General features: G+C 41.2%; 12 protein-coding genes and 1 pseudogene. 3 read left to right on the forward strand and 10 right to left on the reverse strand.

Annotated elements, in window-relative coordinates:
- Positions 1 to 17: 17 nt before the first annotated feature.
- Positions 18 to 725 (reverse strand): UMP kinase, encoded by a 708-nt coding sequence (pyrH, locus tag ACQ93I_RS00785; protein ID WP_431696710.1) that lies wholly within the window; start codon positions 723 to 725, stop codon positions 18 to 20.
- Between the two features lie 145 nt (positions 726 to 870).
- Between pyrH and ACQ93I_RS00790 the strand changes: the two genes are divergently transcribed.
- Positions 871 to 1,236: a hypothetical protein gene (locus ACQ93I_RS00790; RefSeq protein ID WP_431696711.1), complete on the forward strand. Its 366-nt coding sequence runs from the start codon at positions 871 to 873 to the stop codon at positions 1,234 to 1,236.
- A 72-nt stretch (positions 1,237 to 1,308) separates the two neighbouring features.
- Here the strand turns inward: ACQ93I_RS00790 and tsf are convergent, their stop codons facing one another.
- The 4 genes from tsf to rplM all read right to left on the reverse strand — a co-directional run bounded on the left by tsf (position 1,309) and on the right by rplM (position 4,149).
- The gene (gene tsf, locus ACQ93I_RS00795) at positions 1,309 to 2,133 is read right to left on the reverse strand and encodes a translation elongation factor Ts (RefSeq protein WP_431696712.1); all 825 of its coding nucleotides are present in this window, start codon (positions 2,131 to 2,133) and stop codon (positions 1,309 to 1,311) included.
- Between the two features lie 92 nt (positions 2,134 to 2,225).
- Entirely contained in the window at positions 2,226 to 3,125 is a 900-nt protein-coding gene (gene rpsB, locus ACQ93I_RS00800; RefSeq protein WP_266068000.1) for a 30S ribosomal protein S2, read from the reverse strand.
- A 182-nt stretch (positions 3,126 to 3,307) separates the two neighbouring features.
- Entirely contained in the window at positions 3,308 to 3,694 is a 387-nt protein-coding gene (rpsI, locus tag ACQ93I_RS00805; RefSeq protein ID WP_029038257.1) for a 30S ribosomal protein S9, read from the reverse strand.
- On the reverse strand, positions 3,694 to 4,149 hold the full coding sequence (rplM, locus tag ACQ93I_RS00810; RefSeq protein WP_431696713.1) for a 50S ribosomal protein L13: 456 nt from the start codon (positions 4,147 to 4,149) through the stop codon (positions 3,694 to 3,696). Before rplM ends, rpsI begins: the two co-directional genes overlap by 1 nt.
- Positions 4,150 to 4,538: 389 nt before the next feature.
- Between rplM and ACQ93I_RS00815 the strand changes: the two genes are divergently transcribed.
- Positions 4,539 to 5,144, forward strand: coding sequence for a lipocalin family protein (locus ACQ93I_RS00815; RefSeq protein WP_431696714.1), 606 nt, complete (start codon positions 4,539 to 4,541; stop codon positions 5,142 to 5,144).
- A gap of 166 nt (positions 5,145 to 5,310) precedes the next feature.
- Here ACQ93I_RS00815 and ACQ93I_RS00820 read toward each other — a convergent pair whose 3' ends face one another.
- From ACQ93I_RS00820 to ACQ93I_RS00840, 5 genes and pseudogenes are all read right to left on the reverse strand, one after another.
- Positions 5,311 to 5,643, reverse strand: a complete 333-nt coding sequence (locus tag ACQ93I_RS00820; RefSeq protein WP_431696715.1) for a helix-turn-helix domain-containing protein — start codon at positions 5,641 to 5,643, stop codon at positions 5,311 to 5,313.
- 12 nt (positions 5,644 to 5,655) lie between these two features.
- Positions 5,656 to 5,987, reverse strand: a pseudogene (locus ACQ93I_RS00825) (type II toxin-antitoxin system RelE/ParE family toxin).
- Between the two features lie 144 nt (positions 5,988 to 6,131).
- Positions 6,132 to 8,957, reverse strand: coding sequence for a DNA polymerase I (polA, locus tag ACQ93I_RS00830; RefSeq protein ID WP_431696716.1), 2,826 nt, complete (start codon positions 8,955 to 8,957; stop codon positions 6,132 to 6,134).
- Positions 8,958 to 9,178: 221 nt separating this feature from the next.
- The gene (locus tag ACQ93I_RS00835; RefSeq protein ID WP_431696717.1) at positions 9,179 to 10,489 is read right to left on the reverse strand and encodes a sugar MFS transporter; all 1,311 of its coding nucleotides are present in this window, start codon (positions 10,487 to 10,489) and stop codon (positions 9,179 to 9,181) included.
- A gap of 15 nt (positions 10,490 to 10,504) precedes the next feature.
- A complete protein-coding gene (locus ACQ93I_RS00840) occupies positions 10,505 to 10,729 on the reverse strand; it encodes a hypothetical protein (RefSeq protein WP_266067993.1) in 225 nt (74 codons plus the stop codon).
- Between the two features lie 341 nt (positions 10,730 to 11,070).
- On the opposite strand from ACQ93I_RS00840, the gene ACQ93I_RS00845 reads away from it, so the two are divergent.
- Positions 11,071 to 12,291, forward strand: coding sequence for a metallophosphoesterase (locus tag ACQ93I_RS00845; RefSeq protein WP_431696718.1), 1,221 nt, complete (start codon positions 11,071 to 11,073; stop codon positions 12,289 to 12,291).
- Positions 12,292 to 12,338: the final 47 nt, after the last annotated feature.

Below are 12,338 nucleotides of genomic sequence, written 5' to 3' on the forward strand. Positions count from 1 at the left end.
ATATAAGTCTTGTTCGTCTAAAAATTTACTTTGGTACCAATTTTTTCTCCGATTACTACCTTTTCAAGGTTGCCCGGTTTGTTCATGTCAAACACGATAATTGGCAATTTATTTTCCTGGCTAAGGGTGAAAGCCGTAGTGTCCATCACCTTTAACCCTTTTGTAAGTACATCGTCAAAGCTAATAAAGTCAAATTTCTTTGCCTTTTTATCAATTTCAGGATCTGCCGTATAGATTCCATCAACGCGTGTACCTTTTAGGATAACGTCTGCGTCTATTTCGATAGCACGTAAAACTGCTGCCGAATCTGTTGTGAAGTAGGGATTACCTGTGCCACCTCCAAAAATGACTACCCGGCCTTTCTCAAGGTGTCGCATAGCTTTTCTTCGGATAAAAGGCTCGGCCACTTCGTTGATCTTTATGGCCGATTGTAACCTGGTTTGAATACCGGCATCTTCGAGGGCCGATTGCAGAGCCAGGCCATTTATTACTGTGGCCAGCATTCCCATGTGGTCTCCGGTTACGCGATCCATTCCACGGCTCGCACCTGCCACCCCTCTAAAGATATTACCACCTCCAATGACAATAGCTACTTCAACTCCCCTGTCAGTCACTGCTTTTATTTCTTTGGCATATTCGGCTAAACGTATTGGGTCGATTCCGTATTGGCGGGTTCCCATGAGAGCCTCGCCCGAAAGTTTTAATAAAATTCTTTTGTAATGCATCTACGTGATTTGATGGGTTGTGCAAAACTAAGGAATTTATTAATGTGATATAGCGATAAAAAAGATTATTGGCACGTGCCGGCAGGGAAGAGGATTTTCCTATTTTTAACCATGAAGAAATAATTACTTCAAATTAAATTTCACAATGAAGAAAACAGTTGTTTTAAAGACCTTGCTGGTCTTGAATATTTTTTTAGGATTTTCCTGTGATAAGAATGATGCTATTGAGGGAACCCTGCCGGGTACATGGATTGAGGTGCAACCTGTATATGAACGCACCACTCTTTTGTTTTCTTCGGAAAATAAAATGGTAAAAATAGATGGAGAGGGTAATGAAGAGAATTTCTCTTATGAAATTAAAGGAGATTCAATTCATTTGATTAAAACCGGACAGGAAGATGTGCGTAGATTCTTTTTTAAGAAACTTGATCCTGCCAGGTTCCAGATAGGAAATTTTTATACCACCAATCCTGAGGTTGAGGGTGCATTCATGATCTTTGAACGACAATAGTGGGGTATCAAAAAAGGCAAAAAACCCGCTCCTTTTTGGAAGCGGGTTTTTTATTGTATAAAAAGTTTATGCTTATCCTAAAGCAACTCTTTCAAAAGCAACTACAGAAAGATTGGCATTTTCAGACTTTACATATTCAGCAACAGACATTTTACTGTCTTTGATGAAATCCTGGTTTACAAGAGTATTGTCTTTAAAGAAACGCTTGATCTTACCTTTAGCGATATTGTCAAGCATACCTTCTGGCTTACCTTCCTGTCTTAGTTGATCTTTAGCGATCTCTATTTCTTTCTCGATTACAGACTGGTCAACCCCTTCTTCGTTCAAAGCAACAGGGTTCATGGCAGCTGCCTGCATAGAAACGTTCTTAGCAATTTCGTCAGCGCTTTCTGTTTGTTCAGAAAGTCCTGTTAGAACAGCAATCTTGTTACCTGCGTGGATATAAGAACCTACGAAAGGAGCTTCAAGAGTCCTGAAGTCACCAATCTCGATTTTCTCACCAATAACACCAGTTTGTTCAGTTAATTTCTCCTGTACAGTGATGCCTTTGTAATCTTTTGCAAGTAATTCTTCTTTTGAATTTACGTTCAAAGCAAGATCAGCGAAGTCTTGAGCAAGTTGAATGAAAGATTCATTCTTAGCAACGAAATCTGTCTCACAGTTAAGGGAAACGATCACACCTCTGGTGTTGCCTTCGTTCACTGTAGCAATCACGGCTCCTTCAGAAGATTCTCTGTCGGCACGATTGGCAGCAACTTTTTGGCCTTTCTTACGAAGTACTTCAATAGCTTTTTCGTAATCCCCTTCGGCTTCAACCAATGCCTTTTTACAGTCCATCATACCGGCACCGGTTGCTTTTCTCAATTTATTTACTTCTGCGGCGGTTATATTAGCCATAGTCTTAAATGTATTTTATTAAAAAAAATAAGTCGTTTAGTTAAATTCAAATGAATGCAACCAAACGACTTACAGATCAATATTATTAACTTCTATTCTTCTTCGTCGTTAGAGCTTGCATTAGCTAAAGTCTCTTTTTTAGACTCCAGCTTTACATCCTGCTGAGCTTCTTTCATGTCTTTTTTATCCTGTGGATCTGTAGACGGAACTTCAGCTTCTACTCTTGGCTTTCTTGCCTTAGGAGCTTTTTTTGCAGGTTTGTCTTCTGCAGAATCTTCTTCTTTACCTTCTTTTCCTGAAGCTTTTCTTTCAGAAAGGCCTTCTACGATAGAGTCGGCCACGTAAGAAACAACTTTACTAATTGATTTAGAAGCATCATCGTTTGCAGGGATAACATAATCCACATCTCTTGGATCTGAATTGGTGTCAACCATTGCAAAAATTGGAATGTTTAATTTTTGAGCTTCTTTAACCGCGATGTGTTCACGAGTGATGTCTACTACGAATAGGGCACCTGGAAGGCGGCTCATATCGGCAATAGAACCTAAGTTCTTATCCAACTTAGCTCTTAAACGATCTACTTGTAAGCGTTCTTTCTTAGAAAGTGTGTTGAAAGTACCGTCTTTCTTCATTCTGTCGATAGAAGCCATTTTCTTAACAGCTTTACGAATAGTAACGAAGTTGGTCAACATACCACCAGGCCATCTTTCGGTGATGTAAGGCATGTTAGCTCTTTCGGCTTGTTCAGCAACAATTTCTTTTGCTTGTTTCTTGGTAGCTACGAAGAGTATTTTTCTACCGCTGGCTGCAATTTTGCTAAGAGCCTCACCGGCTTCCTGCATTTTAGCAGCACTCTTGTATAGGTTGATGATGTGAATCCCATTGCGCTCCATGTATATGTAAGGCGCCATGTTCGGGTTCCATCTTCTTGTGAGGTGTCCAAAATGTACACCTGCATCAAGTAATTCTTTTACTTCTACTTTGTTTGCCATTTTTGTAATAGTTTACGTTCTGTTGAGATAGCAACAACCAGGTGGCGATACGATATCAGGCCCTGACTGTTTAGATGCTAAACTAACCACCGGCACTTCGACGAGCTTAGTGTGATCCCGGAGTAACAACAAAAATCTAATGATTTAAATGAACTTTTAGTGTCTTTAAACACCAAATAATATTAACGTTTAGAGAACTGGAATTTCTTACGAGCTTTCTTCTGACCAAATTTCTTACGTTCAACCATTCTTGGGTCTCTTGTAAGTAATCCTTCTGGCTTAAGCGTAGTTCTGTTCTCGGCGTCTAACTCTACCATAGCTCTTGAAAGAGCAAGGCGAATAGCTTCGGCCTGTCCTGTGATCCCACCACCGTACACATTTACTTTGATATCAAAGCTTTCGTTGTTTCCGGTCATGTTAAGAGGCTGTCTTACCTTGTACTGAAGCGTGCTTGTAGAGAAGTAATCCTTAACGTCTTTTTTGTTTACAGTGATGTTTCCGCTTCCTGTAGAAACGTATACACGTGCAACAGCCGTTTTTCTACGGCCAATTTTGTGAATAACTTCCATTACTTAAGATCGTTTAAGTTAATAGTTTTTGGCTTTTGCGCCTGAACGTCATGTTCAGATCCTGCAAAAACTCTTAGGTTTCGGTAAAGATCTGCTCCAAGTTTGTTCTTTGGTAGCATTCCTTTTACTGCATTTTCCACAAGTCTCTCTGGACCTTTAGTGAATAATTCCGAAGCAGTAAGGCTTCTTTGACCCCCAGGATAGCCGGTGTGGCGAATGTACTCTTTAGAGTCCCATTTCTTTCCTGTTAAGTTGATCTTCTCGGCATTGATAACAACTACGTTATCACCGCAATCAACGTGTGGGGTAAAATTAGCTTTGTACTTTCCTCTTAGTAGCTTTGCTACTACAGAAGAAAGGCGGCCTAGGGCCTGTCCTTCAGCGTCTACAACAACCCACTCTTTATTTACAGTGGCTTTGTTGGCAGAAACCGTTTTGTAGCTTAATGTGTCCACACTAATTAAATTTACTTAATAATTAAACATTCCATTCCCTGCATAAAACAGGGGTGCAAATGTACAACTATAAATTTATATTACAAATGGCACTTTCATTAATTTAAAAGGTTTAAATAAACTGATTTTCAGGAGTATTTACTTTTACGTAATAAGAGCCTTTTTTCTCCTCATTATGAGGTTGCCGAAACCACCTGCACAACTTTCTTTCTTCCATAAACTTTTTTTGAATGAATTTTCCCTTGCTCTGGCCGCGTAGTTAAAGGGCTTAGTCGTTAAAGAGCGCATAATCACCGACTAACGGATCATTTTATGTTAAAAAATTATTAAAAAAGATTAACTGCTTTTATCTTTGCACCCTGTTATAATGAAAAAGAAAAGGATAAGAAATGAAAAAATTGTTACAAAGAATGATGATTGGCGGAGTAGGAGTAGGTATGCTAATTTCCTGTTCTGCAGATAGTGTGAATGATGATGCACTATCACTTAATGCCACAACCTCTACAGTACCTACACAAAATCTTACTATGAATGATTTGGCCGGTACGTGGAACATGTATTCCATGACCTCTATTGGAGAAGGAAAAACCGTTGATTTTGACCTGGATGGGAATTCCACTTATGATCTTCTAGCAGAGACAGATTGTTTTGACAGCATGTTTTTTGTTTTTGAAACCGATGGTGATGTTTTAACCGAACAGGCCAGATTATTTTTTGACGGTACTTCAGGGAAATTTACCTGTGCAACCACAGGCCAGTACGCTGCGACATATCAAATAAGTGGTAATGACCTTACCGTTACCTTTGTAGTGAACGGTGTGGAGTATACTCAGTCTAAAACAGTTTCCCGTTTCAGTGAAAATGGAAAAGAATATTTAAAAGTAACGCTGACTGAAGCAGAGACCGATTCGGCTGTTTATGTGGCCAAAGATCCGGGTGGCACCGTAGCTTCAGATATTAAGCAAATTGATATGGTATACCAAAGAGCTGAATAAAGTAATTTTTGCCCCCAGAAAAGAATCCCCAAAAATGTCATTTTTGGGGATTCTTTTTTAATGTATAAGGAATAATGTATAAGGAATAATGTATAAGGAATAATGTATAAGGAATATTGTTTCGGCAAACAACAGTCAGTTTTTTTACCATTGTTACCTGTAGTGCTTATGCTACTTTAAAATCCTCATCTTTTAATTCAACACTAAATTTAATATTAGCTTTTAAAGCCCGGAATACTTTCAAAATCGTCTCAATAGTTACATTTTTTGCATTCCGTTCTAGTTTGGAAATTTGCGACTTTTGAACACCTACCAATTCTCCGAGCTGCTCTTGAGTCAGTTGTCTTTCTTTTCTGGCAGATTTTATCATTTCTCCTAAAACTTCCAATTTCAGGTCAAACTCATATTTGTCACGATCCTTTGTTCCAACTTCACCAATATGTTTGTCTTTCATTTGATCGAGCGTCATCATTTTCATTTTTTCCTTTGGGGTGTCCATAACTTTTGATTTTTATTGCTCAAAATATTCTTTCTTTATCTGTTTTGCTTTTTCAATTTCTTCTTTTGGCACTTTATCGGTTTTTTTGATAATGCCGTGTGTGGAAATTACAAGTGTTTCAGTTTTTTCCGTTTTATCCCAGAAGGCAAATAATCTATATTGTAGTCCTCTAAATTTTGTTCTGAATTCCCATATATCATCTGTAAGTTTCTTGAATAATTTCGGGTCGTTTACAAGTTTCGCTTTATCTAAATTGAAAAAATTTTCTTTCTCGTTTTCTCGTCCAGGTTTTCAAGAAAGTCAATTGCCTGCTCTAGAAAAACGACTTCAAACTTTTTCTCCATTCAGATTGCTTTGTTGTTCTCCAACAACAAAGCTAATGCAAAGTTTCAATATATGGAAACTTTTATAGATGAGATTACATCATAAGTAACATTTTTGAATCATCTATCTCCTTAATCCTTAGACATTATCCCTTAATCCTTGCCTTAATGTGCTTCCAGCCAGTTTTCTCCCAGGCCAAGTTCTACTTCCAGGGGTACTTCCATCTTAAAGGCGTTCTCCATTTCATGTTTCACCATTTTTTCAATGTCCTGTAATTCGGGACGGTACACATCAAAAACAAGTTCATCATGTACCTGTAACAGCATTTTTGTGCGGTAGTTCCCTTCCTGTAGCTTTTCGTGGATATTGATCATGGCCAGCTTAATGATATCGGCGGCGCTTCCCTGTATTGGGGCGTTTACAGCATTCCTTTCGGCTGCACTCCGCACCATCTGGTTACGGGAATTGATATCCCGCAAATACCTTCTTCTGCCGAGCACTGTTTGCACATATCCATGTTCGCGGGCAAATTCTACCTGTTCACTAATGAAATTCCGAAGCTTTGGATAGGTCTTATAATATGTGTCTATAAGTTCTTTTGCTTCTCCTCTGGAAAGTTCGGTTTGATTGCTTAATCCAAAAGCCGAAACCCCGTATACAATTCCGAAGTTCACAGTTTTTGCATTGCTACGTTGTTCCCTGGTGACCTCTTCTATAGGAACATTAAAAACTTTTGCAGCCGTAGAAGCGTGAATATCCTGATTCTGTTGAAATGCAGAGATCATGTTGTCTTCCTGACTCAAGGCTGCGATAATTCTTAGTTCTATCTGGGAATAATCTGCCGCCAGTAAAATATGGTCTTCATCTCTGGGGACAAATGCCTGTCGCACCTGTCGTCCTCTCTCGGTACGGATTGGAATATTCTGAAGGTTGGGGTTTGTTGAGCTCAATCTTCCTGTAGCTGCAACCGTTTGCATATAATCTGTATGCACTCTGCCCGTATTCTCATTTACCTGCAGGGGCAGGGCATCAATATAGGTGTTCTTGAGTTTTACGAGTCCGCGGTAGTCGAGTACCTGCCGGACTATTGCATGCTGCGGCGCCAGGGCCGAGAGAATTTCTTCGCCCGTAGAATATTGTCCAGATTTTGTCTTTTTTGGCTTCTCTACCAGTTTCAGTTTTTCAAATAAAATGATACCGAGCTGTTTTGGGGAGCCTATATTAAACTCTTCTCCTGCGGTCTCAAAAATGGCATTTTCGAGCTGCTTTATATCTTTATCTAATGCTTCGGAAAGGCTCGCCAAAAAGTCTTTGTCCAGTTTTATGCCCTCCAGCTCCATATCGGCCAGTACCCGTACCAGCGGAATCTCAATCTCATTGAAAAGTTTTTCAGTATTGGCCTCCTTTAATTCAGGTGTAAAATGCTGTTTCAGCTGAAGGATCACATCGGCATCTTCAGCACTAAATTCAGTTTGCTGTTCCAGCGAAATATCACGCATGGATTTTTGGTTCTTTCCTTTTCCCAGCAATTCTTCCACAAAAACGGGAGAGTAATTTAGATAAGTTTCTGCAAGTACATCCAGGCTGTGGCGCATATCGGGATTGATAAGGTAATGCGCGATCATGGTATCAAAGAGCGGCCCTTTGAACCTGATGTTGTACTTAGCCAGTACTTTAATATCGTGTTTTAAGTTTTGTCCTACTTTTTCAATGTCTTCAGCTTCAAAGAAAGGACGGAGTTTTTCCATGACCTCCTGTGCTTCGGCCCGATTTTCGGGTACCGGAAGATAAAATCCTTTTCCGGCTTCCCATGAAAATGCAACACCAATAATTTCTGCGGAAAGAGGGTTTGATCCGGTGGTGGTGAACTCAAAACAAACGCACTTTTGCTTCATTAAATTCTGAAGGAAAAGCTCCATCGCAAAACCTGAATTTACACTCTGATAAACATGAGGTACATCTTTAATGGTCTTTCTTCCTGAAAATTTCTCCACACTTTCGGCTGCTTCGGTGCCAAAAAGGGAAAATTGTCCGGCTCCTGCCTCCCGTTCCTGGGCTTTTGCAGTAGCTGTGCTCGTAACCTGTGTAGGCCTGGCTGTTTCTTCTCCCGAAAACAACTTCAGAAATTGCTCTTTTAGACGCCTGAATTCCAGTTCTTCAAAGATCTCCTGCACCTTTTCGGCATCGGGCATGGAAAGTTCATAATCTTCAGCATGAAATTTCACATCACAGTCAGTCATAATGGCTGCCAATTGTTTAGACATCATACCCTGTTCGGCGTGAGCCTCCACTTTTTCGCGCATCTTCCCTTTCAGCTTATCGGTATTTGCCAGCAGGTTTTCCATGCTGCCAAACTCTTGCAGGAATTTCTTGGCCGTTTTTTCACCCACTCCCGGCAAGCCCGGGATATTATCTACTGCATCGCCCATCATTCCAAGAAAGTCTATCACCTGCTCGGGGCGTTCTACTGCGAATTTTTTCTGTACTTCGGGGATTCCCCAAATTTCAATTCCGTTACCCATACGGGCCGGGCGGTACATAAAGATATTTTCGGAGACCAGCTGCGCAAAATCTTTATCGGGCGTTACCATGAAGACTTTATAGCCTTCTTTTTCTGCCTGTTTTGCGAGGGTGCCAATAATGTCATCGGCCTCACAACCCGGTAGTACTACCACGGGAATGTGCATGGCGGTTAATATCTCCTGTATGTAAGGAATGGCTTTTAAAATAGGTTCGGGCGTGGCATCGCGGTGCGCTTTATAAGCTTCAAACAATTCGGTGCGGGCGGCACTTCCTTCCTTATCAAAACACACGGCTAAATGATCGGGCTGTTCACGTCTTATAACGTCAAACAGGGAATTCATAAAGCCCATAATGGCCGAGGTATCAAGACCCTTGGAGTTCACAATGGGATTGTTGATAAAAGCGTAATAACCCCTAAAAATCAGGGCGTAAGCATCGAGAAGGAATAGACGTTTTTGTTCGGGCATGAATTAAATTTTAAGAGGATAAATTTACGAAACTTAAATGAGTATTAAGGTGGCCTTTGCAGGAGTGAGGTTTAAGTATTCAGTGTTAATATAATAGCAACAAATTGTAAGTTTTAAGCCGATAACCTGGGCGGACTCAAAAAAGTGTGCCGGTATGTTTTTCAGGAAAAACATACCGGCACAACTCAATTATCTAAAAAACTTCAGGAGTAACCTGACTTTTACACGGATAATTCTCTGTTCCTGTTTTTAAATCCGTAGAAAAAGATGTATCCGTAACATAACATGACCAGGATAAGAGCAAGATTAAATCCGAAGGAATCTGTAAGGTATCCAAAAGCAGGAGGAATAATGGCGCCACCCACAATCATAGTACACAATACCCCCGAACCCTGTGGTTTGTTGTCGCCAAGCCCGTCAAGTGCAAGACTAAAGATGGTGGGGAACATGATTGAATTGAACAACCCTACCGCGATAAGCGTCCACATGGCTACAAGGCCCGTGGTAATGTTTGAAATGAATACCAATCCAATAGCACAGACAGCAAAGGTGCTCAATACCATTGCTGGATTAAGGATCTTGGTGAGATAGGAACCAATAAAGCGGCCAATCATGGCGCCGGTCCAGTAGAAGGTAACAAAAACGCCCACTACGGCCATATCTGTAGAAGTGGTAACACCCGAAGAAAGGATCCATTCGGCGAGGGTTCGCATAAATGGCGTTTCCCGAATCACGTCGGGCAGGTTAAGAGTTAAGAAATAGTTGACCATATAGGAGCCAATCGCTACTTCGGCACCCACATAGAAGAACAATCCAAAAGCACCCATGATAAGATTTCGGTCTTTAAGCACCACGCCATAATCATTAGAAGCTTCGGTATCTGTTACCTTCGGAAGGTTTACAAAAAGAAATACCAGTGCGATAAGGATGATAAAAATTGCAATTCCTACGAAAGGCGTTTGTACGGCTGCAGCTTCCGAAGCATAATATTTTACCTGTTCAGCTTCGGTCATATAAGCGATCTCTTCTTTAGTCATCACCTTGTCGCTTAAAATCAATAAAGCTCCCAAAGCCGGAGCGATCGCAGTTCCGAGGGAATTAAAAGCCTGGGAAAGGTTAAGACGGCTGGACGCAGTTTTTGCCGGCCCCAGTATAGTTACATATGGATTGGCCGCTACCTGTAGGATGGTGATCCCACCCGCCAGGATAAAATAACCCAGCATAAATACTCCAAACACGCGGTAAGATGCCGCAGGCCAAAACAGGAGGCACCCTGTAGCCATGGTGAAAAGCCCCAGTACAATCCCTTTTTTATATCCTATTTTGGAGAGCAGCCAGCCCGCCGGGATTGACAATAAGAAATAGGCGCCAAAAAAGGCAAATTGAACCATCCCTGCCTGGAAGTAAGAAAGCGTAAAGACTTCTCGTAACCTTGGGATTAGCGAGTCAACCAGCACGGTAATAAAGCCCCATAAAAAGAAGAGGACAGTAAGAAAGATAAATGCGGTACGATAGGATTTTTTTTGTTCCATTTTTAAATGTAGGGTTTAGTAGGGATGTTTGCTATTGGTTGCCTTTTTTTGCCACACTTCTCTTAGCGCCAGAAAACGTTGTAGCGGCAAGGGCCGAAAAAGATATTCCCCGGTGGGGGTGTCGTAAACACGTTGATAAAATGCCATTTTTGACAGGTTAGCGCAATCATTATAAAGGGAAACTGTAGTTGCTTTGGCTGCACCACGTGAGGTGTTCTTTGTAAAATGATGTGTTTTCAAATTAGCTAAAGCACAGTTAAAGAAAAATCTGCCGTAAATGTATGAAAACTGATCCAGAAATTGTGTGCCTGTAAAGCTGCGGCTGTATGAGAATGCTCATGTTTTAAGCTGAAAATTTATTAGCCTGTTTAAGACCATTTTACAAGCTCGGAGCATATATTTTTGCTGAAGTTAGGCCAATGCAATTCTCTTCCGCAGAAATTTTGTGCCAGATCATTACATTTTAAAATGCTGAAGTACTTACTTATGCAAAATATTAATTGTGCTATAAATGAAAGATTTGGCAGGCCGCAACTTTTGGCAGGGCTTTCGCAGTACCTTTGCAGCTTAAAAATTTTTACATGCGCTGGATCATTTTTGTAATTATATACGTCATTCTCGATATATACGCATATCAGGCCTTTAAAACCGTTACCCGCCATTCCTGGATCTATTTTATCTATCTCGCCCTTTCTTTAGGGGTTTTGGCCTATTTGCTATACCAGTTCAATGTGCCCGAGAAACAAGGTCTCACAGGTGCGCGCAGTTATGCTATAGGTTTCTTTCTCGCTTTTTTCGCACCCAAACTTATCCTTTTTGTGCTTTTATTTGGCGAAGATCTGGTGAGGCTGGTGGTGAGTGGCTTTCAAAAACTTGCACATTCAAATGCCGATTATTCATTGCCGTCACGGCGTAAATTTGTGAGCCAGATTGCCATGGGAATCGCAGCTATTCCCTTCGCTTCGCTGCTCTACGGAATGTACCAGGGACGATACAACTATAAGGTCTTAAAGTACGTTTTACATTTTGACGATCTGCCAAAAGCATTTGACGGATACAGGATTACCCAGATAAGCGACATTCACTCCGGAAGTTTTGACAATCCTGAAAAGATCCGATACGGAATAGATCTAATTAATGAGCAAAAGAGCGATGCCGTGATGTTTACGGGAGACCTGGTGAACAATACAGCATCTGAAATGGATCCGTGGAAGGAAGTTTTTTCCACGATCTCTGCACCCGATGGTGTTTTCTCTGTATTGGGAAATCACGATTATGGCGATTATGTGAACTGGGAATCTGCAACGGCAAAAAAGGCAAATTTGGAGGCTCTTAAAGGAGTGCACCGGGAGATGGGCTGGAATCTTTTGCTCGATGAACACAAGAAAATCACCCGTGGCAGTGATGCTATTGCAATAGTGGGAGTAGAGAACTGGGGCGCCGGTTTTAAGCAGGTTGGTGATCTTAGTAAAGCAGCCAGGGAACTTTCGGGAGACGAATTCAAGATCCTCCTGTCGCACGACCCTTCTCACTGGCAGGAAAAGGTAAAAAAGGATGACAAAAAATTCCACCTTACCCTTAGCGGACACACCCACGGGATGCAGTTTGGAATAGAAATTCCGGGCTGGTTTAAATGGAGCCCGGCGCAGTACAGGTATGAGCACTGGGCGGGTATCTACAATGAAGCCGGACGTTTTCTAAATGTAAACCGTGGTTTCGGATTCCTGGCTTACCCGGGTCGGGTAGGGATTTGGCCTGAAGTTTCGGTAATTGAACTTCGGAAGGGGCCAAAACCCGCATAAAACAAACTTTTGACTATATTTGAGAAAGGCTGCAGGAACTCATGTTT

Source organism: Salinimicrobium sp. WS361, from assembly GCF_050750585.1.
Taxonomy (GTDB): Bacteria; Bacteroidota; Bacteroidia; order Flavobacteriales; family Flavobacteriaceae; genus Salinimicrobium.

Coding starts and splice junctions, on each gene's coding strand:
- pyrH (WP_431696710.1), bottom strand. CDS start 725: ATGCATTACAAAAGAATTTTATTAAAACTTTCGGGCGAGGCTCTCATG.
- ACQ93I_RS00790 (WP_431696711.1), top strand. CDS start 871: ATGAAGAAAACAGTTGTTTTAAAGACCTTGCTGGTCTTGAATATTTTT.
- tsf (WP_431696712.1), bottom strand. CDS start 2,133: ATGGCTAATATAACCGCCGCAGAAGTAAATAAATTGAGAAAAGCAACC.
- rpsB (WP_266068000.1), bottom strand. CDS start 3,125: ATGGCAAACAAAGTAGAAGTAAAAGAATTACTTGATGCAGGTGTACAT.
- rpsI (WP_029038257.1), bottom strand. CDS start 3,694: ATGGAAGTTATTCACAAAATTGGCCGTAGAAAAACGGCTGTTGCACGT.
- ACQ93I_RS00815 (WP_431696714.1), top strand. CDS start 4,539: ATGAAAAAATTGTTACAAAGAATGATGATTGGCGGAGTAGGAGTAGGT.
- ACQ93I_RS00820 (WP_431696715.1), bottom strand. CDS start 5,643: ATGGACACCCCAAAGGAAAAAATGAAAATGATGACGCTCGATCAAATG.
- polA (WP_431696716.1), bottom strand. CDS start 8,957: ATGCCCGAACAAAAACGTCTATTCCTTCTCGATGCTTACGCCCTGATT.
- ACQ93I_RS00835 (WP_431696717.1), bottom strand. CDS start 10,489: ATGGAACAAAAAAAATCCTATCGTACCGCATTTATCTTTCTTACTGTC.
- ACQ93I_RS00845 (WP_431696718.1), top strand. CDS start 11,071: ATGCGCTGGATCATTTTTGTAATTATATACGTCATTCTCGATATATAC.